Raw genomic sequence first — 26481 nt, 5'->3', positions numbered from 1 at the left:
CCGGAGGCGCCGTACCCACACCCGTACCCCCGCCCGCGCCCACACCTCCGCCAAGACAGGAGTCACCCCCGCATGACCGATGCCGCCGCCCTCCCCGGCCAGCCCCGCGGCGGAGTCCTCACCGGCCCCGCCACCACCCGCGCGGTCAACGTCCTCGCGCCCAACGCCTCGGCGATGACCCTGGACGGCACGAACACCTGGATCGTCGCCGAGCCGGACTCCCCGCTCGCGGTGGTCATAGACCCGGGGCCGCTGGACGACGCCCATCTGAGCCACGTCATCGAGACGGCCGAGAAGATGGGCAAGCGCGTCGCCCTGACCCTGCTCACCCACGGCCACCCCGACCACGCGGAGGGCGCGGCACGCTTCGCGGAGCTGACACGTACCCCCGTACGCGCCCTGGACCCCGCCCTGCGCCTCGGCGACGAGGGCCTGGCGGCCGGTGACGTCATCACCACGGGAGGCCTGGAGATGCGCGTCGTCGCCACCCCCGGCCACACGGCGGACTCGCTCTGCTTCCACCTCCCCGCCGACCGCGCGGTCCTGACGGGCGACACGATCCTCGGACGCGGCACCACGGTCGTGGCGCACCCGGACGGCCGCCTCGGCGACTATCTGGACTCCCTGCGCCGGCTGCGCTCCCTGACGGTCGACGACGGCGTCCACACGGTCCTGCCGGGGCACGGGCCGGTCCTGGAGGACGCCCAGGGGGCCGTCGAGTTCTACCTGGCACACCGCGCCCACCGGCTGGCCCAGGTCGAGACGGCCGTGGAGAACGGGCACACGGAGGCCGCGGCGGTCGTCGCACACGTGTACGCCGACGTGGACCGCTCCCTGTGGCCTGCCGCGGAGCTCTCGGTCAGGGCGCAGCTGGACTACTTGCGGGAACACGGCTTGATCTGATGGCCGGTACGCGCGAATGGGCCCCGCCTCCGAAGAGGCGGGGCCCATCCACGTAGAGACACGGTGTCAGCGCGACCGCTTGGCCAGCCGCTCCACGTCCAGCAGGATCACCGCGCGGGCCTCGAGCCGCAGCCAACCGCGGCCCGCGAAGTCCGCCAGCGCCTTGTTGACCGTCTCGCGGGAGGCGCCGACCAGCTGGGCGAGCTCTTCCTGCGTGAGGTCGTGCACGACGTGGATGCCCTCTTCGGACTGCACGCCGAAGCGGCGCGACAGGTCGAGCAGCGCGCGGGCCACCCGCCCCGGCACGTCGGAGAAGACGAGGTCGGACATCTGGTCGTTGGTCTTGCGCAGGCGCCGGGCGACGGCGCGCAGCAGCGCGGCGGCGACCTCGGGCCGGGCGTTCAGCCACGGCTGGAGGTCGCCGTGGCCCAGGCCGAGCAGCTTGACCTCGGTGAGGGCGGAGGCCGTGGCGGTCCGCGGGCCGGGGTCGAAGAGCGACAGCTCACCGATCAGCTCGCCGGGACCGAGCACCGCGAGCATGTTCTCGCGGCCGTCGGGCGAGGTGCGGTGGAGCTTCACCTTGCCCTCGGTGACCACGTACAGGCGGTCTCCTGGGTCGCCCTCATGGAAAAGAGCATCCCCGCGCGCGAGCGTCACCTCACTCATGGAGGCGCGGAGCTCCGCGGCCTGCTCGTCATCGAGCGCCGCGAAGAGCGGGGCGCGCCGCAGAACGTCGTCCACGAGTTCTCTCCTTGTCGACCTGCTCAGGGGATCTTGATTCCCCCGCATATCAGGGGTCCGTGTTCCCCATTTTGCCGGACGGTCCAAACAGTGTGATCAGTCACAAGTCTGCCGCACCGGCGTCGCAAGCTGTGCGGGAGGGGGCCAATTGGGGGCCGATCCATGGGGTCAAGGACGGATGTCGGTGCCGGGCTCTAGGCTGGCCGGGTGTCCAAAAAGCCGGTGAGAGCACAGGCCGAGGGGGCTGGGCCGGTGGCCGCCCCCCGCGATTCCGCTGTGGGCGAACATGCGTCCAACCCTCCCGGCAAAGCGACAAAACGGACAGCTTCCCCTGACGTCCCCGGCGAAGAGGTCGGCCCTGTGAACGCGAAGAACGCGCAGAACGCGACGGAGACGGCGCCGGAGAAGGCGGCGCCGGAGAAGGCGACGGCGAAGAAGGCGACGGCGAAGAAGACCGCGGCGAAGAAAACGGCGCCGGAGAAGGCGACGGCGGCGAAGAAGACCGCGCCCGAGAAGACAGCGCCGAAGAAGGCCCCGGCCAAGAAGGCCCCGGCGAAGAAGCTCCTGGCCAAGAAGACTCCGGCCAAGAAGGCCGCCACGGCCGGCACCCTCCCGAAGTCATCGGCGCCCCCGAAGCCCTCCACCGCCCTCGTCCGCCGCGCCCGCCGGATCAACCGCGAGCTCGCGGACGTGTATCCGTACGCCCACCCGGAGCTTGACTTCGAGAACCCCTTCGAGCTCCTGGTCGCCACGGTCCTCTCCGCCCAGACGACCGACCTGCGGGTCAACCAGACGACGCCGCGCCTCTTCGCCAAGTACCCGACTCCGGAGGACCTGGCCGCGGCCGTTCCCGAGGAGGTCGAGGAGCTGATCAGGCCCACCGGCTTCTTCCGGGCCAAGACCAAGTCGATCATGGGCCTGGCAAAGGCCCTGCGGGACGACTTCGGCGGCGAGGTCCCCGGCCGCGTGGACGACCTCGTCAAGCTGCCCGGCGTGGGCCGCAAGACCGCGTTCGTCGTCCTCGGCAACGCCTTCGGCGTCCCGGGCATCACCGTGGACACCCACTTCGGTCGGCTGGTCCGCCGCTGGAAGTGGACCGAGGAGACCGACCCGGAGAAGGTCGAGGCGGCCGTCGCCGCGCTCTTCCCGAAGAGCGAGTGGACGATGCTCTCGCACCGGGTGATCTTCCACGGCCGCCGCATCTGCCACTCCCGCAAGCCCGCCTGCGGCGCCTGCCCGATCGCCCCGCTCTGTCCGGCGTACGGGGAGGGCGAGACGGACCCGGAGAAGGCGCGGAAGCTGCTGAAGTACGAGAAGGGCGGCTTCCCGGGCCAGCGCCTCAAGCCGCCGCCGGACTACCCGGGCAAGCCGGCCCCGCCGCTCGCCGCGGAGTGAGGCGCCTCGGAGCGGAACGAACCACAGGGCCAAGAGCGTTGTCCAGAGACGGACGGGGGTGCCGATGACGCACGCGAGCGACACGACGGACAGCACGACCAGCAACACCCATACCAGTACGAGCACAAGTACAAGCACAAGTAACGGCAGCCCCATGCTCAGCACCGCAGGCCTGCCCGCATGGCTCGACCCTGTCGTCCACGCCGCGGAGACCGTCGAGCCGCTCCAGCTGAGCCGCTTCCTGCCCCCGGAGAGCGGCGCCGGCCGCCAGTCCGCCGTACTCATCCTCTTCGGAGAGGGCGAGAAAGGCCCCGAGCTGCTGCTGATGGAGCGCGCCGGGTCCCTCCGTTCGCACGCGGGCCAGACCTCCTTCCCCGGCGGCGCCCTCGACCCCGTGGACGGCGATCCCCAGGGTGAAGGCCCGCTGCGCGCCGCTCTGCGCGAGGCCGAGGAGGAGACGGGGCTCGACCCCCGGGGCGTCCAGCTCTTCGCCGTGCTGCCCCGCCTCTTCATCCCGGTGAGCAACTTCGTCGTGACGCCCGTGCTCGGCTGGTGGCGCACTCCGACGCCGGTGGGCGCCGTCGATCAGAACGAGACGGCGCGGGTCTTCACGGTCCCCGTGTCCGATCTCACGGACCCCGCGAACCGGGCGACGGCGGTCCATCCCCGGGGCCACCACGGCCCCGCGTTCCTCGTCGAGTCCGCCCTGGTCTGGGGTTTCACCGCGGGCGTGATCGATAGAATCCTGCACTTCGCGGGCTGGGAGCGCCCCTGGGACCGCAGCAGGCGGGTCCCGCTCGACTGGCACGCATGACAAGGTTGCGTGGAATGGGCGACCGCGACGCGAGGCGAGGATTGAATCGGTGAACGTGCTGGACGTCCTGCTGCTGCTCGCTGCCGTGTGGTTCGCGGTCGTGGGGTACCGCCAGGGCTTCGTGGTCGGCATCCTCTCGGTGATCGGATTCCTTGGCGGTGGCCTCGTCGCCGTCTATCTGCTGCCGATCATCTGGGACGCGGTCAAGGACGACGACGCGGCGACGGTGAGTACGACCGCGGCGGTGGTGGCTGTCGTCATCGTGATCGTCTGTGCCTCGATCGGCCAGGCCTTCACCACCCACCTCGGCAACAAGCTGCGCAGATACATCACTTGGCAGCCCGCCCGCGCCCTGGACGCGACGGGCGGCGCGCTGGTGAACGTCGTGGCGATGCTCCTCGTCGCCTGGCTGATCGGCTCGGCCCTCGCGGGGACGACGCTGCCGACGCTCGGCAAGGAAGTGCGCAACTCCAAGGTCCTCCTCGGGGTCTCGCGCGCGCTGCCGGGCCAGGCCGACACGTGGTTCAACGACTTCTCGTCGGTCCTCGCGCAGAACGGCTTCCCGCAGGTCTTCAGCCCGTTCTCGAACGAGCCCATCAAGGACGTGCGGCCCCCGGACCCCAAGCTCGCCAAGAGCAAGGTCGCCACGGAGGCCAAGCGCTCCATCGTGAAGGTCCGCGGTGAGGCCCGCAGCTGCGGCAAGGTCCTGGAAGGCACCGGCTTCGTCTTCGCCGACCGCCGCGTGATGACCAATGCGCACGTGGTCGGCGGCGTGGACGAGCCGACGGTCCAGATAGGCGATCAGAACCAGGTGTACGACGCGAAGGTCGTGCTCTACGACTGGGAGCGGGACATCGCCGTACTGGACGTGCCCACGCTGAAGGCGCCGCCGCTGCGGTTCACGTCGAAGGACGCGCCCAGCGGTGCCGGCGCCATCGTCGCGGGCTTCCCCGAGGACGGGCCGTACGACGTCCGTCCCGCGCGTGTGCGCGGCCGCATCCAGGCCAAGGGCCCGGACATCTACCACCGCGGCACCGTGCGCCGTGATGTGTACTCGCTCTACGCGACGGTCCGCCAGGGCAACTCCGGCGGCCCGCTGCTCACGCCCGACGGCAAGGTCTACGGCGTGGTCTTCGCGAAGTCCCTCGACGACCCCGACACGGGGTACGTGCTGACGACGGACGAGGTGCGCGAGGACATCGAGCGGGGCCGCACCGCCAACCAGGAGGTCGACAGCCAGGGCTGCGCCCTCTAGGACGGCGGTGGGAGGGCCCGGAGAGCGGGGTCAGTCGCGCGTGTGCCGAAGCCGCGCGGAGACCCAGCGGGCCCTCCGGCGGAGAATGCGGGGGATGCCCATCGCTTGAGGGGGGCCGTGCCGGCCCGGATCCTGCGACCCGCCCCTCTCGTGGTTGTTCAGCACTGCGGCCGAGCGGCGATTGCGTGCTACGTCACTGTAGTCGTGCGTCCAGCCCATACCCCGACGTGTGCCCGCGCCCCAAGGTCGGTAACCGCGCGCAGGGGCCCCAATTGGCCTATGCGCGAGGCAATTGGCGTTCGTAGGACTGGTGTTCGCAGCACGCCCAAGTCACCGCCTCAGCGGTCGGGCTCGGGGTCCTTCAGCCAGTTCACCAACTCCGTGGAGAACGCCACCGGATCCTCCTCGTGCGGGAAGTGTCCGAGGCCGTCGAACAGGCGCCAGCGGTACGGCGCTTCGACGTATTCGCCGGAGCCGGCCGCGCTCCGCGTGCGCATCACCGGGTCCAGCGAACCGTGCAGGTGCAGCGTCGGCACCCGCACCGGACGCTTCATGCGCCGGTTGAACTGGATGCCGTCCGGGCGCGCCATCGACCGCACCATCCAGCGGTACGGCTCGACCGAGCAGTGTGCCGTCGAGGGGATGCACACGGCCCGCCGGTACATCTCGATCGCCTCGTCGTCCGGCAGCCGCGGCCCCGACCAGTCCCGCACCAGCCGTCCCACCAGGGCACCGTCGTCGGCGACCAGCCGGCGCTCCGGAACCCACGGCCGCTGGAAGCCCCACACGTACGAAGCGGCCGCGGTCTGCTTGCGGTCCGACAGCATCGCCGAACGCCAGCGCCGCGGATGCGGCATCGAGGAGACGGCGAGGCGGCGCACCAGCTTGGGCCGCATCACGGCCGCCGTCCACGCCAGATATCCGCCCAGGTCGTGCCCGACGAGCGCCGCGTCCGGCTCGCCGAGGGAGCGCACGACGCCGGTGATGTCGAGCGCGAGGTTCGCCGGGTCGTAGCCGCGGGGCGTGCGGTCGCTGCCGCCCACCCCCCGCAGGTCCATCGCGACGGCCCGGAAACCCGCGTCGGCGAGCGCCACCATCTGGTGCCGCCACGTCCACCAGAACTGCGGGAAGCCGTGCAGGAGGAGGACCAGTGGCCCGTCCCCCATCTCGGCGATGTGGAACCGCGCGCCGTTCGCGGCCACGTCCCGGTGGGTCCAGGGGCCCTCGATGCGTACGACCGAGGCGGATGATTGGGCCGATGGGGTGGCAGGGTCCGTCATGAGGACGAGCGTGCCACAGTGGCCCCCGCCTCACCGACTCGGACGTCGACAGTACCCGCAGGGCTCACGGCACGGGGGTGCGGCTTGACGTTCCCCAGTACGGCGGCCGTCTCCTTGGCCGAAGCGGCGACCTTCTGCGGGCCCTTGCCCTTCTTCGCCTTCTTCGCGAAGACGACGCCGATCAGCGCGAGCAGCCCGGCCACCAGCACATTGGCGGCGAAGGACAGCAGGAAGCAGACGGCGAGGTTCCAGCCGCTCCAGGTACGGATGCCGTAGGCGAGCGCGAAGCTCAGCATGGGCAGCGAGAAGATGAGGACCGCGCCGGCCGCGGCGAACGCGCCACCGCCGATCGCGCCGCGCTTGACGTCCTGACGCAGCTGGGCCTTGGCCAGTGCGATCTCGTCGTGCACCAGTGCGGACATCTCACCGGTCGCCGTGGCGACCAGCTGGCCGAGGGTGCGCTCGGCGCCGACAGGACCGTCGGGTGAGCTCATCGCGTTCTCCCCTTTTTCTCTTCTGATCTCTTCTGAGATATGTCTGCTCAGATCATGCCGGACCGTTGCCATCCTCGCGTTCCCCACCCGGGACTTCGGCAAGCCTTCGGTGCTCCGCGGCCTTCTTCTCATAGATGGCGGCCATCCGGAGGTGGTACGCCGGATCGTCCATCTCGTAGATGTCGGGTACACCGCTGAGGTCGTCGTCGCGCTCCTCGTCCTCCCACAGCTTGCGGTACTTGGCGTTACGTACCTTCAGAAGGATCCCGGAGAACACGGCCGCGATGAGGGAACCGGCCAGCACGGCCGCCTTGATCTCGTCCGTGAGCAGCGGGTCCTCGGTGAAGGCGAGTTCGCCGATCAGCAGCGAGACGGTGAAGCCGATGCCGGCCAGCGAGGCGACCGCGAAGACGTCGGGCCACGCCAGGTCGTCGTTGAGCTCGGCCTTGGTGAAGCGGGCCGCGAGCCACGTGCCGCCGAAGATGCCGACCGCCTTGCCGATGACCAGGCCGAGGACCACGCCCAGCGTCTCCGGCTGGGTGAAGACGTCGCCGAGCGCGCCGCCCGAGACGACCACGCCGGCGCTGAACAGGGCGAACAGCGGCACGGCCAGGCCCGCGGAGAGGGGGCGTACGAGATGTTCGATGTGCTCGCCGGGGGAGTGCTCCTCGCCCGGGTCCTCCTTGTGGCAGCGCAGCATCAGGCCCATGGCGACGCCCGCGATGGTGGCGTGGATGCCGCTGTTGTACATCAGGCCCCAGATGGCGAGCGCCAGCGGAACGTAGATGTACCAGCCGCGCACCCGCTTCCTGAGCAGCAGCCAGAAGACGGCGAGGCCGAGGACGGCGCCGCCGAGCGCCGCGAAGTTGAGGTCGCTGGTGAAGAAGACCGCGATGATGAGGATCGCGAAGAGGTCGTCGACGACGGCGAGGGTGAGCAGGAAGGCGCGCAGCGCGGACGGCAGCGAGGTGCCGATGACCGCGAGGACCGCGAGGGCGAAGGCGATGTCGGTCGCCGTCGGGACGGCCCAGCCGTCCAGGGAACCGCCGCCGAGGGTGTTGGTGAGGACGTAGACGAGCGCGGGCACCGCCATGCCGCAGAGCGCCGCGACGACGGGCAGCGCCGCCGCCTTGGGATCGCGCAGGTCACCCGCGACCAGCTCGCGCTTGAGTTCGATGCCGGCCACGAAGAAGAAGACGGCGAGCAGGCCGTCGGCCGCCCAGTGCTGGATGGAGAGGTCGAGCCCGAGCGAGGCGGGGCCGAGGTGGAAGCCGCGTACCGAGTCGTAGGAGCCGCCGGCGGTGTTGGCCCAGATCAGCGCGGTCACGGCGGCGACGAGCAGCAGCATGCCGCCGACGGTCTCGGCGCGCAGGGCTTCCGCGACGAAGTTGCGCTCGGGGAGCGAGAGGCGTCCGAGGAACTTGCGCTGGTTGTCGGTGCTGCGTATGGGCGCGGACACGTGAGTCGACCTCCGGTCGGGTAGGCAGGGCTGAGCACATGCCGACCAGACTTCCCGGCGCACCTTGGTACTTCTCGTCGCGTCATCTTGTCGCGATGTTGACGCGATCCTTAGCTTACCTAACGTACGCCCGGACGAATCCAGTGATCTTCACCCTAAGTGCAAAAAGGGCACCCGGCGCGCCTGGCGCCGGGTGCCCTTCTCGTCGTACGGCTAGGCCTAGGGCGTGTCTTTCGGATCAGCCCGGGCCCGCGGCGTCTGGCACGGCGCCTCGCGGCGTTGTCGCATCACCCACGGACACCCGGTCCGCGGGCGATGCTCCGCCTTGCGATCCACCGCACCAGACGCCGCGGGCTGACCGGACCGATCCAAAAGACACGCCCTAGTCCTCGCTCGACGCGCTCGGCAGCTTCGTCTGGATGAGGTCCATCACGGACGAATCGGTGAGCGTCGTGACGTCACCGAGCTCGCGGTTCTCCGCGACGTCCCGCAGCAGCCGCCGCATGATCTTGCCGGACCGGGTCTTCGGCAGCTCGGCCACCGGAAGGACCCGCTTCGGCTTGGCGATCGGGCCGAGCGTGGCGCCCACGTGGTTGCGCAGGTCCGCCACGAGCCCCTCGTCCTCGGCGCTCGCCGTGCCCCGCAGGATCACGAACGCCACGATGGCCTGGCCGGTCGTCTCGTCCGCCGCGCCCACGACCGCCGCCTCGGCGACCGCCGGGTGCGAGACGAGCGCCGACTCGACCTCGGTGGTGGAGATGTTGTGCCCGGAGACGAGCATCACGTCGTCCACCCGGCCGAGCAGCCAGATGTCGCCGTCGTCGTCCTTCTTCGCGCCGTCACCGGCGAAGTACCTGCCCTCGAAACGCGACCAGTACGTGTCGATGAACCGCTGGTCGTCGCCCCAGATGGTGCGCAGCATCGACGGCCACGGCTCGGTCAGGACGAGGTAGCCACCGCCGCCGTCCGGCACCTCGTTCGCCTCGTCGTCGACGACGGTGGCGGAGATGCCCGGCAGGGCGCGCTGGGCGCTGCCCGGCTTGGTCTCGGTCACGCCCGGCAGCGGGGAGATCATCATCGCGCCGGTCTCGGTCTGCCACCAGGTGTCCACGATGGGGCACTTGTCGGCGCCGATGTTCTTCCGGTACCACATCCACGCCTCGGGGTTGATCGGCTCGCCGACCGACCCGAGCACCCGCAGGCTGCTGAGGTCGAACTTCGCGGGGATGTCGTCGCCCCACTTCATGAACGTGCGGATCGCCGTGGGCGCCGTGTACAGGATGGTGACCTTGTACTTCTGGACGATCTCCCAGAAGCGGCCCTGGTGCGGGGTGTCGGGGGTGCCCTCGTACATCACCTGCGTCGCGCCGTTCGCCAGCGGGCCGTACGTGATGTACGAGTGGCCGGTGACCCAGCCGATGTCGGCCGTACACCAGTAGACGTCGGTCTCCGGCTTGAGGTCGAAGACGGCGTGGTGGGTGTAGGCCGCCTGGGTGAGGTAGCCGCCGGAGGTGTGCAGGATGCCCTTCGGCTTCCCGGTGGTGCCCGAGGTGTAGAGGATGAAGAGCGGGTGCTCCGCGTCGAAGGCCTCGGGGGTGTGCTCGGTGGACTGCTTCTGCGTGGCCTCGTGCCACCACACGTCGCGGCCCTCGGTCCAGGCAACGTCCTGGCCGGTACGGCGCACCACCAGGACGTGGCGCACGCCGTCGACGCGGCTGACGGCCTCGTCCACGGCGGGCTTGAGCGCGGAGGGGTTGCCCCGGCGGTAGCCGCCGTCGGCGGTGATGACGACCTTGGCGTCGGCGTCCTCGATGCGCTTGGCGATGGCGTCCGCGGAGAAGCCGCCGAAGACCACCGAGTGGGCGGCGCCGATGCGGGCGCAGGCCAGCATCGCGACGACGGCCTCGGGGATCATCGGCAGATAGACGGCGACGCGGTCGCCCTTCCGCACCCCCAGCTCCGTCAGGGCGTTGGCCGCGCGGCTGACCTCGTCCTTGAGCTCGGCATAGGTGATGGCCCGGCTGTCACCGGGCTCACCCTCGAAGTGGATGGCGACACGGTCGCCGTTGCCCGCCTCGACGTGGCGGTCCACGCAGTTGTACGCGACGTTGAGCTTCCCGTCGGCGAACCACTTGGCGAACGGCGGGTTCGACCAGTCGAGCGTCTCCGTCGGCTCCGTGGCCCAGGTCAGCCGGCGGGCCTGCTCGGCCCAGAAACCGAGCCGGTCGGCCTTGGCCTGCTCGTACGCCTCCGCCGTGACGTTGGCCGCGGCTGCCAGCTCCGTCGGCGGCGCGAAGCGACGCTCCTCCTTCAACATGTTGGCGATGGACGGACGTTCGCTCATGTGCAAGCTCCCAACATGCGGATGACACACCGGGCCCGGCGTGGTTTAGACCAATATTTAGGCCCTGAAGAAGGTTGGTCAACCCCCTGCCGATCCTGGCACTCGGCACCCGGTAAATACAGGGGGTTCGGTGTGTCATGACGGGAGACCGGCGTATTGCCCCTGCTTGGCAACAGGCGAAGGGTCCGGGGCTGCCGGGAGCTACCCCGAAGGGGTCCGCTCCGCTTCGTCCTGCCCCGTGGCGGACACCTGGTCGAAGACCTCGTCCGGCAGCGGCTCGAGGCCGGTGCCCTCCGTCAGCAGGTACGCCTGCGCCTCACCGACGTGGAAGTACATGCCGTGCAGCTCGAGATCGCCCTCGGCGAGCCGGCGCGCCACCGACTCGTGGGCCTTCAAGTGCTCCAGCTGCTGCACCACATTGGTGAGACAGAGCTGCTCCACCGCGTCGGCGGGCGCCCGTCCGGCAAGGCGCGCCCACGCCCTGTCCTGCGCGCCCATCCGCTCCACACTCGGCAGCCCGTGCCGCAGCCACCGCTTCAGCGGTGTCTGGGCGCCGCCGGGCGGGGCGCTGAGCAGCGCCTGCATGGCGCCGCACCCGGAGTGCCCGCACACGGTGATGGACCGCACCTGGAGCACGTCGACCGCGTACTCGATGGCGGCGCCCACCGAGTCGTCCCCGCTCTCGGCACCCGGCAACGGCACCAGGTTCCCCACATTGCGGACGACGAAGAGGTCACCCGGCCCGCTCGACGTGATCATCGACGTGACGACCCGGGAGTCCGCGCAGGTCAGGAAGAGCTGCGCGGGCTGCTGCCCCTCGCGCGCGAGCCTGGCGAGCTCGCCGCGCACATGAGGCGCCGTGTTCCGCTGGAAAGCACTGATCCCGCTGGCCAGTTGGTGCCCACTGGGCCGCCGCACCGCCCGCTCGTCCCGCTGCCCCTCCTGCGGCCGGTCGCAGTGGTGGTTGCGCCACGGGGCCCAGGGCCTGCAGCAGGAGTGCGAGGAGCTGGCGGGCTCGGCGATGCGGGTCCCGGAGCGGCCGGTGATCTCGACGCTGCCGCCGTGCGCCGTGTGCGAGTCCTGCCAGCACTGCAGCGATTCGTACGCGGCGTGGTCCATGAAGGAGCCGTCCAGCTCCACGATGACGTCCGCCTTGTGCGGGACGAGGTGCAGCGCCTTGCTGAGCCGCGGCACCGCGAGGAACGTCAACTGCCCGCGCACGCGCACGCGATGAACGCCTTCGGCGTCCTGGCAGTGGGTGATCCGCGTGCGGGCGAGCCGGTGCAGCGAGACGGCGACGGCGACGGCGACGCCGAGTGCCACGCCTTCGAGGACGCCGAGGAAGACCACGCCGAGGGTGGTGACGGCGTAGACCACGATCTCGCGGTGGCGGGTGATGGTCCGGATGTGGTTCAGGCTGACCATCTGGATGCCGACGGCCATGACGAGGGCGGCGAGGGCCGCGAGCGGGATCAGCTCCAGGACGGGCACCAGGAGCAGCGAGGCCACCACTACCCAAACGCCGTGCAGCATCGTGGAGTTCCTGCTGACGGCGCCGGCGCGCACATTGGCCATGCTGCGCACCGCGACGCCCGCGACGGGGAGCCCGCCGAGCGCTCCGGACACGATGTTCGCCGAGCCCTGGCCGAGCAGTTCGCGGTCGAGGTCGGAGCGGCGCACACCCGGGTGCAGCTCGGTCTGCCCGGCGACGACCTTGTCGACGGCGACGGCGCCGAGCAGTGACTGCACGCTGCACACCAGCGTGATCGTGAGCACGGCCGCGACGAGCCCCAGCGCGGGCCCTTCCGGCAGTCCGACGAGCGCGTGACTGCGCCAGGACGGCAGGTCGACCTTGTCGACGTGGAGCCGGGCGAGCGAGGAGACGGCTGTCGCGGTGGCGACGGCGACGAGGGCCGCGGGCATGACGCGGGCCATGCGCCCCGCACGGCCGGGGATCCGCGGCCAGAGCAGCAGGATCGCCAGCGTCAGCACGCTGATCGTGAGGGCGGCCGGATGCAGATCGGCGAGCTGCGCGGGCAGCGCCCGGAGGTTGTCGAGCACGACGCTCTGCGGGGTGCCGCCGAGCACGATGTGCAGTTGGGCGACGGCGATGGTGACGCCGATGCCGGCCAGCATGCCGTGCACGACGGCGGGGCTGACGGCGAGTGCCGTGCGGGCCACGCGCAGGCACCCCAGGCCGAGTTGGGCAAGGCCGGCGAGGACGGTGATGGCGCAGGTGGTCCGCCAGCCGTACTGGTGGATGAGGTCGGCGGTGACCACGGTGAGCCCGGCGGCGGGGCCGCTGACCTGGAGCGGCGATCCGCCGAGCGCGCCGACGAAGATGCCGCCGACGGCCGCGGCGACGAGTCCCGCCTGGAGCGGCGCGCCGGTGGCCAGGGCGATGCCGAGGGACAGCGGCAGCGCGATCAGGAATACGGCGACCGACGCGGAGAGGTCGGCCCCCGCGATGCGGAATCGCTTGCCGGGTGGCGGGGCGTGGGGCTCGTGGTCGCGTGGCGGGTGAGCCGAGTCGGTGGTGCGAGTGACGCAGGCAGACATGGTTCCCGTCTCCTCCGGGGCAGCGCGGTCGCGGACAAGGGGTCCTCCGGAGTTCTCCGGAGGGCAGATCGCGGCCGTGGGTCACGGCGTGACAGCGGCGGGATTTCTCAACTCTCGGTAAACGAACCGTAATCCAGAGTAAAGGATCCGGGAGGACTTTCGGCGCAAATGGTGCAATTAGTCACCCTGATGAGTGAATAAAAAATTTAATCGGCTTGTCGAAACATCGGTTATCGAACCCCGTGCGAACTTCGGCGTGATATGACCCGACTCGTACGGAAAGCAGGTGGGCGGAACATGGCCGCCACCCGGAGGATCACCGCGAGCCTCACCGCCCTGGCGGCGTGTGCGGCGGCACTGTCCGGCTGCGCCGACGGAAGCACCGGTGCGAAGGAAGGCGCTCACGGCGCGAAGAAGGCGGCCGGTGCCCCGGCGCCCAAGAGCGCCGTCCGCATGATCGGTGACGGCTCCACGGCCTTCACCGGCAAGCAGCCGAACCTGCCGAGACCCGCCCGCCTGAAACCGGGCCAGAAGCCCCCGCAGTTCGTCGTCTTCTCCTGGGACGGGGCGGGCGAGGACAGCCAGAAGCTGTTCTCCCACTTCCGCGAGGTGGCCAAGCGGAACAACGCGACGATGACGTACTTCCTCAGCGGCGTGTACCTGCTCCCCGAGGAGAAGCGCAGGCTCTACAAACCGCCGCAGCACACGACCGGCAGTTCGGACATCGGCTTCAATGACCGGGGCGGGATCAAGGACACCGTGGAGCAGCTCCGCGGCGCCTGGCTCGAGGGCAACGAGATCGGCACGCACTTCAACGGCCACTTCTGCGGCAAGGGCCGCGGCGTGGGCGAGTGGTCCGTCAAGGACTGGAAGAGCGAGATCCGGCAGGCCAAGTCCTTCGTCAAGGCCTGGAAGACGAACACGGGCATGAAGAAGGCGAAGCCCCTGCCCTTCGACTACGACAAGGAACTGATCGGCGCCCGGACCCCGTGCCTCGAAGGCCGCAAGAACTTCATGCGGGCCGCCGGGGAGCTGGGCTTCCGCTACGACACCAGCGGCGTGAACGACCAGGTCTGGCCCAAGAAGAAGGAGGGGCTGTGGGACCTGTCGATGCAGCTCGTCCCGGTCCCGGGCCGCAAGTTCGAGACGCTCACCATGGACTACAACTTCATGGTCAACCAGTCCGGTTCGACCTCGCACGGCGACCCGGACATGCATGAGTACTGGGGCGACCAGATGCGTGACGGCCTGCTCCAGGGCTTCGACCGCGCCTACCGCGGCAACCGCGCGCCGCTGATCATCGGCAACCACTTCGAGTCCTGGAACGGCGGCACCTACATGCGCGCCGTCGAGGAGACCATCGAGGCCGTCTGCACCAAGCGCGACGTGCGCTGTGTCTCCTTCCGCCAACTCGCGGACTGGCTCGACGCGCAGGACCCGAAGACGCTGAAGAAGCTGACCGGACTGCGGGTCGGCAAGGCGCCGAAGCAAGGCTGGGCGGCGTTCCTCTCCGCCCAGCCCGCGCCGGCCCCGAAGGGGGTCCCGGGCGCTCCGGCGCTCAAGCAGTAGTCCCGCGCCTGCGGCCCGGTCAGGCCGTGGCGGTCATACGCTCACGCAGTACGAAGGCGGGGTCGACCTGGGCAGCCAGGTCGGCCCCCGTCCGCTCGTTGCCCCAACTCTGCGCGTTCTTCAGGTGGAAGTGGACCATCTGGCTGGTGTACCGCTCCCAGTCACGTCGTTCGTACGAGGCGTCGACGGCGTCCTGGAGCGCCCGCAGGGACCGGCGGTTGTCCTCCTCCAGGAGCTCGAAGCGCGGCGGGTGGCCCTTCTCCATGGCACGCACCCAGTCCGAGTGCCCGACGGTCACGAGGAGGTCGTCACCGACCTGCTCGCGCAGGAAGTCGACGTCGTCCTGGCCCTGCACCTTGTTGCCGACGACGGCGAGGCTGACGCCGAAGTCCCGTGCGTACTCCTTGTACTGGCGGTAGACGGAGACCCCCTTCCTCGTCGGCTCGGCCACCAGGAACGTCATGTCGAAGCGCGTGAACATGCCGGAGGCGAAGGAGTCCGAGCCGGCGGTCATGTCCACGACCGCGTACTCGTCGCGGCCGTCCACCAGGTGGTTCAGGCAGAGCTCCACCGCTCCCGTCTTGGAGTGGTAGCAGGCGACACCGAGGTCGGCTTCGGTGAACGGCCCGGTGACCATCAAACGCACCGTGGCGTCGTCGAGTTCCACGGGCCGGGCGCACGCCTCGTACACGGGGTTGTCCTCGCGCACCCGCAGGAGCCGTGAGCCCTCGCCGGGAGGCGTCGTCTTGATCATGGTGTCCGCCGAGCTGATGCGCGGATTCGAGCCCCGCAGGTACTCCTTGATCAGCGGCAGCCGGGCGCCCAGGGCGGGCAGCTCGGCGGCCTCCGCCTCGTCGAGGCCGAGCGCGGGGCCCAAGTGCTGGTTGATGTCGGCGTCCACCGCGATGACGGGTGCGCCGGTCGAGGCGAGGTGGCGGATGAAGAGCGAGGACAGCGTGGTCTTGCCGCTGCCGCCCTTCCCTACGAAAGCGATTTTCATAACCACAAAGCGTAGCGGCTCGCCTACGCCGAGTGCTCGGCCCGCGTGAAGAAGACCACTCCTTCGTGGAGCCGGACCCAGAAGTACGTAGGGTCGTACTCATGAGTACGACAGCCGATCCGCTCGCGGCCCTGGGCGCACTGCCCGGCGTGGCCGACTCCGTGGACTCCGTGCGCAAGGCCGTGGACCGGGTCTACGGGCACCGGATCATGCGGCGCCGCAGCAACGAGATCACCTCCGAGGCGGCACTGCGCGGCGCCCGTGGCTCCGCCGCGCTCGCCGACGCCGAGTGGGCGCTCGAGGAGGTGCGTCGGCGCACCGACTTCAGCGGCGACGGTGAGGCGCGCACGGTGGGCGCGGCCCTGCGGCTGACCGCAGAGTCCGGGCAGCTCCTCTCCATCTGGCGTCAGTCGCCGCTCCGGGTCCTGGCGCGCCTGCACCTGGTCGCGGCGGCGGACTCCGTGGAGGGCGCGGGGCGGCCGAGGCTGGCGGGCGAGCCCGTCGAGGAACCGCTGATCGAGCTGCCCCTGCCGGACGCGGACGAGGTGGCGGGCCGCCTTGAGGGGCTCTCGCAGCTGATCATCGCGGGGAGCGCGGCACCGGCTCTGGTGATGGCGGCCGTGGTCCACGGCGAACTGCTCAGCCTGCGCCCCTTCGGCTCGCACAACGGCCTGGTCGCGCGGGCCGCCGAACGCATCGTCCTGGTGGGCAGCGGCCTCGACCCGAAGTCGATCTGCCCGGCCGAGGCGGGCCACGCGGAGTTGGGCAGGGCCGCCTACGTAGCGGCTCTCGACGGCTACGCGTCCGGCACGCCGGAGGGCATGGCCGCCTGGATCGCCCACTGCGGCAAGGCGGTCGAACTCGGCGTCAGGGAATCGGCGGCGGTGTGCGAGGCGCTGCAGCGCGGCGCGGCATAGGAGCGGCGCGGCACAAAGGGATGCGGCGGTACGGAATCCGTACCGCCGCTGGCATGTTCACCGGGTTACCAAGCGTCCTCGAAGTGTTGCCCATCAGGTCGGGAACATTGCCCGTCACCTGGTGCGGCTGGCCCGTAATCGACGGGTCGACGTCGCGTGGGTGCTCGGTGTTCATGCTTCGGTCCGTGGGGCCTTTGCTGCGTTTAAAGGTGATCCTCTCGGATGTCCTTGGTCTCGCGGGCCGTTGACTCCTTTGTACTCCTGTCCTGAGGTAAGCGGAAGTGCTGGCCACACTTCTTTACTTTTAGGTTCAAACAGGAGCGAATCAGGCATATGCGTCCGGCCTGTTTCTTCCGTGCTCAGCTCGCGGCCGGGCGGCGTCGGCTGGCGAACCAGACGAGACCCGCCGTGGCCGCGGCGGCGCCGACCGCGGCCGCCGCGACGAGGGCCGGCCGCGGTGGGGCGGGCAGCCGCTGCTTCAGGCGGACCGGTCGGTGGAAGTCGAGGATCGGCCACGCGCGCGTGAGGGCCTCGCGGCGCAGCGCGCGGTCCGGATTGACCGCGAAGGGGTGCCCGACGGCCTGCAGCATCGGCAGATCCGTCGCCGAGTCGCTGTAGGCGTAACAGCGGTCGAGGTCGTACCCCTCCGACTGGGCGAGCTCCTTGATCGCGTCCGCCTTGGTGGGCCCGTACGCGTAGTACTCCACCTCACCCGTGAAGCACCCGTCGTCCCCGACCACCATGCGGGTCGCCACCACCCGGTCCGCGCCGAGGAGCTCGCCGATCGGCTCGACGACCTCCGCGCCCGAGGTGGAGACGATGACGACGTCGCGGCCCGCGGCGTGATGCTCCTCGATGAGGGACGCCGCCTCGTCGTAGATGATCGGGTCGATCAGGTCGTGCAGGGTCTCGGCGACGATCTCCTTGACCTGCTGCACGTTCCAGCCGCGGCACAGCGCGGACAGGTACTCGCGCATCCGCTCCATCTGGTCGTGGTCGGCGCCGCCGGCGAGGAAGACGAACTGCGCGTATGCGGTGCGCAGCACGGCTCTGCGGTTGATCAGGCCGCCTTGGTAGAACGACTTGCTGAAGGTGAGCGTGCTCGACTTCGCAATGACCGTCTTGTCCAGGTCAAAGAACGCGGCGGTGCGGGGCAGGGAGTGGTTTTCCACGAGGCCGAGCATAGGCGCCCACCATTCGGCGTAAGCTGAGGCGCGTGGGTTTGCCTGAGAAGGCTCTCGGGTACACCATGGAAGTCACGGATCGTTCGCGACCGTGCTAACCCGGTCTGGCTCCTCCCCCCCCGAGTCGGACCGTGGGGACGACCCCCGCTCTCCCCCCCGGCGGGGGTCGTCGCATGTCCGGATGGGTTTTTGAACCCTCCGTTGATCCTCTTCCGGCCCTTGAGCCGCTCTTTTCTCCGCCTCGACCGTTTTCCGTGGCGACCATGATCCGTCACTGTACGTAGCCGTGACGCTGCTCTGCGGAAGTCCCATGAACGCCGTGGGATGTCACCGGTATGGGTGATGGGGATATTCACAGCCATCGCCTTGTCCACAGTTATTGACCAAGATCCACACGATTTCCCGCGGCACCGCACGCTGATTCCGCCCGTTCCGCTCGCGAAGTCCATGGCCGGATTGCCTGCCCGGTTCTTCGCCGATGCGGGACGCGGCATTCACAGCGTGCTCGGGGTGAGAGGGGGATGGAGATCGTGGGTGGAGTCAGTACACGTGGCAGGTCCGCGCCGGCCGGTGGGCGGCAGAGCGGACCACTGATCGTCACGGAGGACGTGGAGCTGCTGGACGACCTGCTGCGGCTGTGCGCCGCGGCGGGAGCGCTGCCCGAGGTGCATCACGGCGGTCCCGGCCGCGGGACCGGCTGGGACTCGGCCCCGCTCGTCCTGGTCGGGGACGACGCGGCGGACCGGGTACGGGGCGCCGTGCGACGGCGTGGCGTGGTGCTGGTCGGCCGGGACCAGGACGACCCCGATGTGTGGCGGCGGGCGGTGGAGATCGGCGCCGACCATGTGCTGCGGCTGCCCGACGGAGAGCAGTGGCTCGTGGACCGCATCGCCGACGTGGCCGAGGGCGCCGGACGCCCCGCGCTGACCGTCGGGGTCATCGGCGGCCGCGGCGGCGCCGGGGCCTCCACCCTGGCCTGCGCCCTCGCGGTCACGGCGGCGCGTGTGGGGCGGCGCACGATGCTCGTCGACGCCGACCCGCTGGGCGGCGGCCTCGACGTGCTCCTCGGCGGTGAGAGCGCCGACGGGCTCCGGTGGCCGGCCTTCGCCGCCTCACGGGGCAGGGTCGGCGGTGGAGCGCTGGAGGAGTCGCTGCCGGAACTGCATGCGCTGCGGGTCCTGAGCTGGGACCGCGGAGAGGCGGTCACGATCGCCCCGGAAGCCGTGCGCGCGGTCGTCGCGGCGTCCCGCAGGCGCGGCGGCACGGTGATCGTGGACCTGCCCCGCAGGGTGGACGAGACGGCCGCGGAGGCGCTGGCACAGGTGGATCTCGGCCTCCTGGTGGTGCCTCCCGAACTGCGCGCGGTGGCGGGCGCGCACCGGGTGGCATCGGCCGCGGGAGCGGTGCTGCGGGATCTGCGGGTGGTGGTCGCCCGGGGTGCGGCGCCCGGAGGGTCCGGCGGGCTCGACTCCGAGGAGGTCGCGCGCCTGCTCGGGCTGCCACTCGCCGGAGAAGTGCCCTGGGAGGCCGGGCTCGCGGCGGCGGTGGCCACGGGATCGCCGCCCGGGGGAGCCGCGCGCGGGCCGCTGGCGCGGTTCTGCACCGCCTTCTGGGACCGGCTGCCGGCCGACGCCGCGGGAGGGGGCGTATGAGCGCGGTGGTCGGCGCCCGGATGCTGGACGGAGTGCGGCAGTGGCTCGCGGAGAGCGGCACGGAGCCGACCCCGGCCCGGGTGGCCGAAGCGCTGCGCGCCCAGGGCCGGGTGCTCGGAGACACCGAAGTCCTCGGCGCCGCGGAGCAACTGCGTCATGAACTGGTCGGCGCGGGCCCCCTGGAGCCGCTGCTCGCGGACGCCTCGGTGACCGATGTGCTGGTCTGCGCACCCGACCGGGTCTGGGTGGACCGGGGCGGCGGCCTGGAGCTCACGGACGTCACGTTCCGGGACGCGGCCGCAGTGCGGCGGCTCGCCCAGCGCCTCGCGGCCGCTGCGGGGCGACGCCTCGACGACGCGCGGCCCTGGGTGGACGCGCGCCTCCCGGACGGCACCCGGTTGCACGCCGTACTGCCACCGGTGGCCGTTGGCTCGACCTGTCTCTCCCTGCGGGTCGTGCGGCCCCGCGCCTTCACCCTCACGGAACTGGTCGCCGCAGGGACGGTCCCGCCCGGCGGCGACCGGATCCTGCGGGCCCTCCTCGACGCCCGGCTGTCCTTCCTGATCAGCGGGGGCACCGGCACCGGCAAGACGACCCTGTTGAGCGCGTTGCTCGGTCTGGTCGGCGCCAAGGAGCGGATCGTACTCGCGGAGGACTCCGCGGAGTTGAAGCCCGAGCACCCCCACCTGGTGCGCCTCGAGTCCAGGCCCGCGAACCAAGAGGGGGCGGGCCTCGTCGGCCTCGACGACCTGGTGCGGCAGGCGCTGCGCATGCGTCCCGACCGGCTGGTCGTCGGTGAGGTGCGGGGGGCGGAGGTGGTGCATCTGCTGGCCGCGCTGAACACGGGACATGAGGGCGGCTGCGGAACGGTCCATGCCAACGCTGCGTCGGACGTGCCCGCCCGCCTGGAGGCCCTGGGAACGGCTGCCGGTCTCGACAGGGCCGCTCTGCACAGCCAGTTGGCGGCCGCGCTGTCGGTGGTGATCCATCTCGTACGGGACCGGGCCGGCCGCCGCCGGATCGCCGAGGTGCACGTGCTGGAGCGGGCCGACTCTGGCCTGGTCGTCACCGTGCCGGCGCTGTGCTGGGGCGAGAAGGCCTTCACCCGCGAGCGGGGCTGGGAGCGGCTGAACTCGCTGTTGGCGACCGAGGCCGGGGCGTGGGGTGAAAACCGGTGAACACCTCGATGTGGGCTTCGGCCCTCTGCGCGGGAAGCGCGGTCTGGCTGCTGGGCCGGTGGAACCACGAGGCTCGACGCTCACGATCGCTGTTCGCGAGTGCGGTACCGGGCCCGGCCCGAGCTCGACCCTGGCGCCGCATGGTCGCGGCAGGAGGCGGCCGGGTGCGCCATGAATGGTGGTGTGTGGCTGCCGGAGCGGTCGTCGCGCTGCTGGGGGAGTCCGTGGTGCCGCTGGTCATGGGCGCGGCCGGGGTGCCGGTCGCGGCGCGCGTGCGGCGGGTCCGGGACGCCGCTCGGGAGCGGGAGCGCCGGGGCGATGCGGTGATCGCGCTGTGCGGAGGGATCGCGGGCGAGGTGCGGGCGGGGCGACAGCCCGGGGAGTCACTGCGACTGGCCTTGGCCGAAGTCGCCGACGCGGGGGCGGGGGCCGGTGCGGCTCGCAGTGCGGTGCTTGCGGCGGCACGGTTCGGCGGGGACGTGCCGGGAGCGCTGCGACAGGCGGCTCGGGAGCCGGGCGCCGAAGGGCTGCTGGGGCTCGCGGCGTGCTGGCGGGTGGCGGTGGACCGCGGCGCGGGGCTCGCCGCCGGACTGGAGCGGCTGGAGGGCGCACTGCGCGCCGAGCGGGACCAGCGCTCCGACCTGCGGGCCCAGTTGGCGGGCGCCCGCTCGACCGCCGTGATGCTCACCGGTCTGCCGGTGCTGGGGCTGCTGATGGGCAGCGCACTGGGAGCGGAGCCGCTACGGGTGCTGCTCCACACCGGACCGGGGCTGGCGTGCCTGGCGGCGGGCGGAGTGCTGGAGGGCCTCGGGGTGTGGTGGGCGCTGCGGATCGTACGAGGGGCGGAGGAGCGGTGAACGTTGTCCACAGGCTGGGGGTGACCGTGTGGGAAGTCGCGGCCGTGCTCTGGCTCGCACTGACGGCGCTGGCTGCGCGACGCGAGAGGGTGGTGCGGCGCCGAGCGGCAAGGGCCCTGACCGTGGGCGTACAGCAGCGATCCGCGCCTGTTTCAGTACCTGCCCTCGCTCTCCGTAGGCCGCAACGGACACGACGGTCGCTCGGGTCGCGGGAGACACGGGAATGGCTCCTTCTGGGTGGTACGGCGAGTGCGGTGTACGTCCTGGTGGGTGGAGTGCCGGGGCTGCTGGCCGGAGCGGTTGTCGGGTATGTCGTCAGGCGACACAGACAGCGAAAACGGGCGTGCATTCAGGACTTGGCCGGGACACCCGGCGGAACGCTTGGGGCGGCAGAAGCCTCACGACAACTCCCCTTGGCCGCAGACCTCTTGGCGGCGTGTGTCGCAGCCGGAGCGAGCCCGGTCGCGGCCGCTCAAGCGGTCGGGGAGTCCTTGCAGGGCCCGGTCGGCGAGCGGCTGGCACGTGGCGCGGCGGAGGTGAGGCTGGGCGCCGAACCGGCGGACGCCTGGCGGCACTTGGGCGCCATACCCGGCGCCGCCCCACTGGCCCGTCTTCTGGAACGGGCGGGCGAGTCCGGAGCACCGGCCGCGGACCCGGTGGCCCGCCTGGCCGCGGACGTCAGGGCGGCACGGGCCCGGACGGCGACGGCCGCGGCGAGACGAGCAGCGGTCCTGATGACGGCCCCGGTGGGCCTGTGCTTCTTGCCGGCGTTTGTGGCGGTCGGAGTGCTACCGGTGGTGATCGGGCTGGCGGAGGGGCTGCTGAGCGCGGGCTGAGCGACTGAGGCAATGAACAAGTGACCTGAATCCGAAGGAGATTGGAATGCGGGGGCGACTGATGCGCGAGCCGAAACGGACATGTCGGCGGGACTGGCGGGGTCGAAGGCGACTGCTGAACACGGACGCCGGGATGGTGACGTCCGAGTACGCGATGGGGCTGATCGCGGCGGTGGGCTTCGCCGGGCTGCTCTACAAGGTGGTGACGAGCGGGCAGGTCAAAGCGGCGCTGCAGGCGGTCGTGGAGAAGGCGCTCGATGTTCCGTTCTGAGACCGGACGGTGCAGGCAGACCAGGCAGGCCAGGCAGGCCAGGCAGGGCGAACGGTGGCAGCGGTTCAGAGGATGGGGGCGCGGCACGGACCGCGGGTTCGTGACGGCGGAGGCGGCAGTCGTGCTGCCGACCCTGGTGCTGTTCACCATGGCGCTGATCTGGACCCTGCTGGCGGCTTCCGCGCAGATCCAGTGCGTGGACGCCGCCCGGGCCGGAGCCCGCGCGGCGGCCCGGCAGGACCCCGACGGCGCGGTCACCGCGGCGGCACGGCAGGCGGCGCCGCGCGGGGCGAGCGTGTCCGTACGGCGTGCGGGCGACCTGGTGCGGGTCGAGGTGGTGGCGGACGCGCCGGGTCCGCGGGTGCTGGGGCTGGGCCTGCGTCTGCGGTCAGAGGCGGTGGCGTTGGCGGAGGAGACGGTGGGGGTGGGCGTATGAGGTGGCGCAGGAGAGCCGGACGGTGGTGTGGCGCGGGCCGGGACCGAGGGGCCGCCACCGTGTGGGTGGTCGTTGTGATGGCCGTCCTGGGCGTGGTCTGCGGCGCGGTGTTCGCCATGGCGCAGGTCGTCGTGGTCCGGCATCGGGTGGGCGGCGCGGCGGACCTGGCGGCGCTCGCCGCGGCGGACCGGTGGACGGTGGGCTCCGCCGGGGCGTGCGCGGGAGCTCTCCGGGTGGCCGAGGCTCAGGGGGCACGGGTGGTGCGGTGCGTGCTGCGGGGAGAGATCTCCGAGGTCACGGCTTCCTCTTCGGCCGGGCCTTTCTCCGCCACGGTCAGGTCTCGGGCGGGCCCGGCCGGCCACACCCCCTAACTCTGCCCCTCCGCTCCCTGTCCCTCCGCGTCCCGTCCCTCCGCGCCCCGGCTCTCCACTCCCTGCCCCTCCGCGTCCCGCAGCAACACGGAAAGCAGCCGCACCGCCCCCCGCTTGTGCAGAGGGTCGTTGCCGTTGCCGCACTTGGGGGACTGGATGCACGAAGGGCAGCCCGCCTCGCACTCGCAGGAGGCGATCGCCTGCCGCGTGGCCGTCAGCCACTCCCGAGCCGTGTGGAAGGCCCGCTCGGCGAAGCCCGCCCCGCCGGGGTGGCCGTCGTACACGAAGACCGTGGGAAGGAGCGTGTCCGGGTGCAGCGGGACGGAGACGCCACCGATGTCCCATCGGTCACACGTGGCGAACAGCGGCAGCATGCCGATGGACGCGTGTTCGGCGGCGTGCAGGGCGCCGCCGAGGATCTCCGGATTGATGCGGGCGGCGTCCAGTTGGTCCTCGGTCACGGTCCACCAGACGGCCCGCGTACGGAGCGTACGAGGAGGGAGCTCCAGTTTGGTCTCGCCGAGCACCTCGCCGGTGATGAGTCTGCGACGCAGGAAGGAGACGACTTGGTTGGTGACTTCGACGGAGCCGTAGCAGAGCCGCCCGGCGCCCCAGGGGACCTCGGTGTCCGTCTCCAGGATGGAGATCGCCGTCGTGTCGCGAGCGGTCGTGGAGTAGGGCGGCGCGGCCTCCTCGACCAGGGCCACCGAGTCCTCCAGGTCGAGGTGGCGGACGAGATACGTGCGCCCTTGGTGGAGGTGGACGGCGCCTTCGTGGACGGTGGTGTGCGAGGCGGACGCGTCGACGGTGCCGAGGAGCCGGCCCGTGCCCTCCTCGACGATCTGGACGGGCTTCCCGCCCTCGCCGCGGATGTCGGTGAGGTCGGCGGCCCGCTCGCGGCGGGTCCAGTGCCACGCCTTGGTCCGGCGCCGGAGCAGCTTCGCGGCTTCGAGTTGCGGGAGCAGTTCTTCGGCGGCGGGGCCGAAGAGGGCCAAGTCGTCGTCGATCAGCGGGAGTTCGGAGGCGGCGGCGCAGAGGTGGGGCGCGAGGACGTACGGGTTGTCGGGGTCGAGAACCGTGGACTCCACGGGCTGCTGGAACAACGCCTCGGGGTGGTGGACGAGATACGTGTCCAGCGGATCGTCGCGGGCGACGAGCACGGCCAGCGCCCCCTGTCCGGACCGGCCCGCGCGGCCGGCCTGCTGCCAGAGGGAGGCGCGGGTGCCCGGGTAGCCGGCGATGATGACGGCGTCCAACCCGGAGACGTCCACGCCGAGTTCGAGGGCGGTGGTGGCGGCGAGGCCGAGGAGTTCGCCGGAGTGCAGGGCGCGCTCCAGGGCGCGGCGTTCCTCGGGGAGATATCCGCCCCGGTAGGCGGCCACGCGGCGGGCGAGGGAGCGGTCGACCTCCGCGAGACGTTCCTGGGCGATCACTGAGATCAGCTCGGCGCCGCGCCGGGACCGTACGAAGGCGACGGAGCGGATGCCCTGGACGGCCAGGTCGGTCAGGAGGTCCGCCGTCTCGGCGGTGGCGGTGCGGCGGACGGGGGCGCCCTTCTCGCCGTGGAGATCGGTGAGAGGCGGCTCCCAGAGGGCGAAGACGAGGTCGCCGCGGGGTGAGGCGTCGTCGGCGACCTCCTTCACGGGCAGCCCGGTGAGGCGCTCCGCGGAGACCGCGGGGTCGGCGGAGGTGGCGGAGGCGAGGAGGAAGACGGGCTCGGAGCCGTAGCGGGCGCAGAGGCGGCGCAGGCGGCGCAGGACCTGGGCGACGTGGGAGCCGAAGACGCCCCGGTAGGTGTGGCACTCGTCGATGACGACATAGCGCAGGGCACGCAGGAAGGAGGACCAGCGGGGGTGGGAGGGGAGGATCCCGCGGTGCAGCATGTCCGGGTTGGTCAGGACGTAGTTGGCGTACTGCCGCACCCATTCGCGCTCTTCGAAGGGCGTGTCGCCGTCGTACACGGCGGGGCGCACCGCGTTGCCGAGCGGGGCCGCCAGCTCACGGACGGCGCGGCGCTGGTCGGCGGCGAGGGCCTTGGTGGGGGCCAGGTACAGGGCGGTGGTGCCGCGGCCGTTGGGGGCTTCGGAGCCGTCGAGGAGGGCGGAGAGGACGGGGGTGAGGTAGGCCAGGGACTTGCCGGACGCGGTGCCGGTGGCGACGACGACGGACTCGCCGTCCAGGGCGTGCTCGGCGGCCTGTGCCTGGTGGGCCCAGGGGTGCTCGATCCCGGCCGCCTGGACGGCGGATATGACCTCGGGACGGATGCGGTCGGGCCAGACTGCATACCGTGCCGCGCGCGGGGGCAGGTGCTCCGTATGAGTGACGCGCGATGCACGGCTCGGCCCCGCGGTGAGCCTGTCGAGAACGGTCCGCGGGGACGTGCGTGCCGGGGCGCCCGCGGAGGGTCCTCCGGGAGGAGAAATTTTGGCCATCGGCATCGAGTGTGTCACTGGCGGGATGGACAATGGTCCGAAGGCGTCGTGCACGCCTGCCTGTAAGTGATTGAATGCCATCGCGGCTGGCGATCCGTCCTGGGGGCTCTGCCGAGGTGTCCCGAGGGATGACCGCTCGATAGCAAGGTGCTGGAGGATCCGTGGACCTGTCCCTGTCGACCCGTACCGTCGGCGATCGTACGGTCGTCGAGGTCGGTGGCGAAATCGATGTATATACCGCGCCCAAGCTGCGCGAGCAGTTGGTCGAGCTGGTGAACGACGGCAGTTTTCATCTGGTCGTCGACATGGAGGGAGTCGACTTCCTCGACTCCACCGGGCTCGGCGTGCTGGTCGGCGGCCTGAAGCGGGTGCGTGCCCATGAGGGCTCGCTGCGCCTGGTCTGCAACCAGGAGCGCATTCTCAAGATCTTCCGCATCACCGGCCTGACCAAGGTGTTCCCGATTCACACCTCGGTCGAGGAAGCGGTCGCGGCCACTGACTGAGTAGCCACCCACTGAGTAGCCACCCACTGGG

General features: G+C 71.1%; 24 protein-coding genes. 14 read left to right on the top strand and 10 right to left on the bottom strand.

Translation table 11 applies throughout. The annotated features are described in order from the left end of the window. Positions 1 to 72: 72 nt before the first annotated feature. Complete coding sequence (locus ACI2L3_RS04700) at positions 73 to 903, top strand: MBL fold metallo-hydrolase (RefSeq protein WP_404750850.1); 831 nt, start codon at positions 73 to 75, stop codon at positions 901 to 903. A 66-nt stretch (positions 904 to 969) separates the two neighbouring features. Here the strand turns inward: ACI2L3_RS04700 and ACI2L3_RS04695 are convergent, their stop codons facing one another. Continuing rightward, positions 970 to 1644, bottom strand: coding sequence for a Crp/Fnr family transcriptional regulator (locus ACI2L3_RS04695; protein WP_016642758.1), 675 nt, complete (start codon positions 1642 to 1644; stop codon positions 970 to 972). A gap of 360 nt (positions 1645 to 2004) precedes the next feature. Here ACI2L3_RS04695 and nth point away from each other — a divergent pair, with 360 nt between their 5' ends. The 3 genes from nth to ACI2L3_RS04680 all read left to right on the top strand — a co-directional run bounded on the left by nth (position 2005) and on the right by ACI2L3_RS04680 (position 5108). Continuing rightward, positions 2005 to 3039, top strand: a complete 1035-nt coding sequence (gene nth / locus ACI2L3_RS04690) for an endonuclease III (RefSeq protein WP_404750849.1) — start codon at positions 2005 to 2007, stop codon at positions 3037 to 3039. A gap of 154 nt (positions 3040 to 3193) precedes the next feature. After that, positions 3194 to 3853 (top strand): NUDIX hydrolase, encoded by a 660-nt coding sequence (locus tag ACI2L3_RS04685; protein WP_404750848.1) that lies wholly within the window; start codon positions 3194 to 3196, stop codon positions 3851 to 3853. A gap of 49 nt (positions 3854 to 3902) precedes the next feature. Continuing rightward, on the top strand, positions 3903 to 5108 hold the full coding sequence (locus tag ACI2L3_RS04680; RefSeq protein ID WP_404750847.1) for a MarP family serine protease: 1206 nt from the start codon (positions 3903 to 3905) through the stop codon (positions 5106 to 5108). A gap of 30 nt (positions 5109 to 5138) precedes the next feature. On the opposite strand, the gene ACI2L3_RS04675 is transcribed toward ACI2L3_RS04680, so the two are convergent. The 6 genes from ACI2L3_RS04675 to ACI2L3_RS04650 all read right to left on the bottom strand — a co-directional run bounded on the left by ACI2L3_RS04675 (position 5139) and on the right by ACI2L3_RS04650 (position 13244). After that, entirely contained in the window at positions 5139 to 5327 is a 189-nt protein-coding gene (locus ACI2L3_RS04675; RefSeq protein ID WP_362999345.1) for a hypothetical protein, read from the bottom strand. Between the two features lie 119 nt (positions 5328 to 5446). Continuing rightward, positions 5447 to 6388, bottom strand: coding sequence for an alpha/beta fold hydrolase (locus ACI2L3_RS04670; RefSeq protein ID WP_404750846.1), 942 nt, complete (start codon positions 6386 to 6388; stop codon positions 5447 to 5449). Then, positions 6385 to 6882: a phage holin family protein gene (locus ACI2L3_RS04665; protein WP_404750845.1), complete on the bottom strand. Its 498-nt coding sequence runs from the start codon at positions 6880 to 6882 to the stop codon at positions 6385 to 6387. The genes ACI2L3_RS04670 and ACI2L3_RS04665 overlap by 4 nt, the downstream gene beginning before the upstream one ends. 52 nt (positions 6883 to 6934) lie before the next feature. Continuing rightward, positions 6935 to 8341 (bottom strand): Na+/H+ antiporter NhaA, encoded by a 1407-nt coding sequence (nhaA, locus tag ACI2L3_RS04660; protein WP_404750844.1) that lies wholly within the window; start codon positions 8339 to 8341, stop codon positions 6935 to 6937. Between the two features lie 382 nt (positions 8342 to 8723). Further along, entirely contained in the window at positions 8724 to 10685 is a 1962-nt protein-coding gene (acs, locus tag ACI2L3_RS04655) for an acetate--CoA ligase (protein WP_404750843.1), read from the bottom strand. 201 nt (positions 10686 to 10886) lie between these two features. Then, positions 10887 to 13244 (bottom strand): bifunctional SulP family inorganic anion transporter/carbonic anhydrase, encoded by a 2358-nt coding sequence (locus ACI2L3_RS04650; protein ID WP_404750842.1) that lies wholly within the window; start codon positions 13242 to 13244, stop codon positions 10887 to 10889. 297 nt (positions 13245 to 13541) lie between these two features. Between ACI2L3_RS04650 and ACI2L3_RS04645 the strand changes: the two genes are divergently transcribed. Next, positions 13542 to 14813, top strand: a complete 1272-nt coding sequence (locus ACI2L3_RS04645; protein WP_404750841.1) for a hypothetical protein — start codon at positions 13542 to 13544, stop codon at positions 14811 to 14813. 19 nt (positions 14814 to 14832) lie between these two features. On the opposite strand, the gene ACI2L3_RS04640 is transcribed toward ACI2L3_RS04645, so the two are convergent. After that, positions 14833 to 15813 carry an ATP-binding protein gene (locus tag ACI2L3_RS04640; protein ID WP_404750840.1) on the bottom strand — a complete coding sequence of 327 codons (981 nt, stop codon included), beginning with the start codon at positions 15811 to 15813 and terminating at the stop codon, positions 14833 to 14835. A gap of 101 nt (positions 15814 to 15914) precedes the next feature. On the opposite strand from ACI2L3_RS04640, the gene ACI2L3_RS04635 reads away from it, so the two are divergent. Beyond that, the gene (locus ACI2L3_RS04635; protein WP_404750839.1) at positions 15915 to 16730 is read left to right on the top strand and encodes an oxidoreductase; all 816 of its coding nucleotides are present in this window, start codon (positions 15915 to 15917) and stop codon (positions 16728 to 16730) included. 359 nt (positions 16731 to 17089) lie between these two features. Here the strand turns inward: ACI2L3_RS04635 and ACI2L3_RS04630 are convergent, their stop codons facing one another. After that, on the bottom strand, positions 17090 to 17914 hold the full coding sequence (locus tag ACI2L3_RS04630; RefSeq protein ID WP_404750838.1) for an HAD family hydrolase: 825 nt from the start codon (positions 17912 to 17914) through the stop codon (positions 17090 to 17092). Positions 17915 to 18435: 521 nt separating this feature from the next. On the opposite strand from ACI2L3_RS04630, the gene ssd reads away from it, so the two are divergent. From ssd to ACI2L3_RS04595, 7 genes are all read left to right on the top strand, one after another. Next, the gene (gene ssd / locus ACI2L3_RS04625) at positions 18436 to 19566 is read left to right on the top strand and encodes a septum site-determining protein Ssd (RefSeq protein ID WP_404750837.1); all 1131 of its coding nucleotides are present in this window, start codon (positions 18436 to 18438) and stop codon (positions 19564 to 19566) included. Next, complete coding sequence (locus ACI2L3_RS04620) at positions 19563 to 20744, top strand: TadA family conjugal transfer-associated ATPase (RefSeq protein ID WP_404750836.1); 1182 nt, start codon at positions 19563 to 19565, stop codon at positions 20742 to 20744. Before ssd ends, ACI2L3_RS04620 begins: the two co-directional genes overlap by 4 nt. 8 nt (positions 20745 to 20752) lie before the next feature. Further along, positions 20753 to 21601 (top strand): type II secretion system F family protein, encoded by an 849-nt coding sequence (locus ACI2L3_RS04615; protein WP_404751322.1) that lies wholly within the window; start codon positions 20753 to 20755, stop codon positions 21599 to 21601. 413 nt (positions 21602 to 22014) lie between these two features. After that, entirely contained in the window at positions 22015 to 22437 is a 423-nt protein-coding gene (locus ACI2L3_RS04610) for a type II secretion system F family protein (RefSeq protein WP_404750835.1), read from the top strand. A gap of 133 nt (positions 22438 to 22570) precedes the next feature. Next, on the top strand, positions 22571 to 22708 hold the full coding sequence (locus ACI2L3_RS04605; protein ID WP_355810965.1) for a DUF4244 domain-containing protein: 138 nt from the start codon (positions 22571 to 22573) through the stop codon (positions 22706 to 22708). Beyond that, the gene (locus ACI2L3_RS04600) at positions 22695 to 23144 is read left to right on the top strand and encodes a TadE family type IV pilus minor pilin (RefSeq protein WP_404750834.1); all 450 of its coding nucleotides are present in this window, start codon (positions 22695 to 22697) and stop codon (positions 23142 to 23144) included. The genes ACI2L3_RS04605 and ACI2L3_RS04600 overlap by 14 nt, the downstream gene beginning before the upstream one ends. 59 nt (positions 23145 to 23203) lie before the next feature. Beyond that, positions 23204 to 23515: an Rv3654c family TadE-like protein gene (locus tag ACI2L3_RS04595; RefSeq protein ID WP_404750833.1), complete on the top strand. Its 312-nt coding sequence runs from the start codon at positions 23204 to 23206 to the stop codon at positions 23513 to 23515. Here ACI2L3_RS04595 and ACI2L3_RS04590 read toward each other — a convergent pair. Then, complete coding sequence (locus tag ACI2L3_RS04590) at positions 23512 to 26028, bottom strand: DEAD/DEAH box helicase (RefSeq protein ID WP_404750832.1); 2517 nt, start codon at positions 26026 to 26028, stop codon at positions 23512 to 23514. The two genes, ACI2L3_RS04595 and ACI2L3_RS04590, sit on opposite strands and share 4 nt — an antisense overlap. Positions 26029 to 26108: 80 nt before the next feature. Here ACI2L3_RS04590 and bldG point away from each other — a divergent pair, with 80 nt between their 5' ends. After that, on the top strand, positions 26109 to 26450 hold the full coding sequence (bldG, locus tag ACI2L3_RS04585; RefSeq protein WP_003975386.1) for an anti-sigma factor antagonist BldG: 342 nt from the start codon (positions 26109 to 26111) through the stop codon (positions 26448 to 26450). The last annotated feature ends 31 nt before the right edge of the window (positions 26451 to 26481 follow it).

The organism is Streptomyces sp. NPDC029674 (assembly GCF_044903205.1).
In the GTDB taxonomy this organism is placed as follows: domain Bacteria; phylum Actinomycetota; class Actinomycetes; order Streptomycetales; family Streptomycetaceae; genus Streptomyces.
The sequence above is the reverse complement of the archived record's forward strand: the minus strand, read 5'-3'. Positions and strand labels throughout refer to the sequence as shown.

Excerpts from the sequence above, each read along its gene's own strand:
- ACI2L3_RS04670 (WP_404750846.1), bottom strand. The coding sequence starts at position 6,388 with ATGACGGACCCTGCCACCCCATCGGCCCAATCATCCGCCTCGGTCGTA.
- ACI2L3_RS04600 (WP_404750834.1), top strand. The coding sequence starts at position 22,695 with ATGTTCCGTTCTGAGACCGGACGGTGCAGGCAGACCAGGCAGGCCAGG.
- ACI2L3_RS04640 (WP_404750840.1), bottom strand. The coding sequence starts at position 15,813 with ATGAAAATCGCTTTCGTAGGGAAGGGCGGCAGCGGCAAGACCACGCTG.
- ACI2L3_RS04685 (WP_404750848.1), top strand. The coding sequence starts at position 3,194 with ATGCTCAGCACCGCAGGCCTGCCCGCATGGCTCGACCCTGTCGTCCAC.
- ACI2L3_RS04645 (WP_404750841.1), top strand. The coding sequence starts at position 13,542 with ATGGCCGCCACCCGGAGGATCACCGCGAGCCTCACCGCCCTGGCGGCG.
- ACI2L3_RS04630 (WP_404750838.1), bottom strand. The coding sequence starts at position 17,914 with ATGCTCGGCCTCGTGGAAAACCACTCCCTGCCCCGCACCGCCGCGTTC.
- ACI2L3_RS04635 (WP_404750839.1), top strand. The coding sequence starts at position 15,915 with ATGAGTACGACAGCCGATCCGCTCGCGGCCCTGGGCGCACTGCCCGGC.
- ACI2L3_RS04605 (WP_355810965.1), top strand. The coding sequence starts at position 22,571 with ATGGTGACGTCCGAGTACGCGATGGGGCTGATCGCGGCGGTGGGCTTC.
- ACI2L3_RS04700 (WP_404750850.1), top strand. The coding sequence starts at position 73 with ATGACCGATGCCGCCGCCCTCCCCGGCCAGCCCCGCGGCGGAGTCCTC.
- ACI2L3_RS04650 (WP_404750842.1), bottom strand. The coding sequence starts at position 13,244 with ATGTCTGCCTGCGTCACTCGCACCACCGACTCGGCTCACCCGCCACGC.
- ACI2L3_RS04620 (WP_404750836.1), top strand. The coding sequence starts at position 19,563 with ATGAGCGCGGTGGTCGGCGCCCGGATGCTGGACGGAGTGCGGCAGTGG.
- ssd (WP_404750837.1), top strand. The coding sequence starts at position 18,436 with ATGGAGATCGTGGGTGGAGTCAGTACACGTGGCAGGTCCGCGCCGGCC.
- acs (WP_404750843.1), bottom strand. The coding sequence starts at position 10,685 with ATGAGCGAACGTCCGTCCATCGCCAACATGTTGAAGGAGGAGCGTCGC.
- ACI2L3_RS04615 (WP_404751322.1), top strand. The coding sequence starts at position 20,753 with ATGTGGGCTTCGGCCCTCTGCGCGGGAAGCGCGGTCTGGCTGCTGGGC.
- ACI2L3_RS04665 (WP_404750845.1), bottom strand. The coding sequence starts at position 6,882 with ATGAGCTCACCCGACGGTCCTGTCGGCGCCGAGCGCACCCTCGGCCAG.
- ACI2L3_RS04675 (WP_362999345.1), bottom strand. The coding sequence starts at position 5,327 with ATGGGCTGGACGCACGACTACAGTGACGTAGCACGCAATCGCCGCTCG.
- ACI2L3_RS04590 (WP_404750832.1), bottom strand. The coding sequence starts at position 26,028 with ATGGCATTCAATCACTTACAGGCAGGCGTGCACGACGCCTTCGGACCA.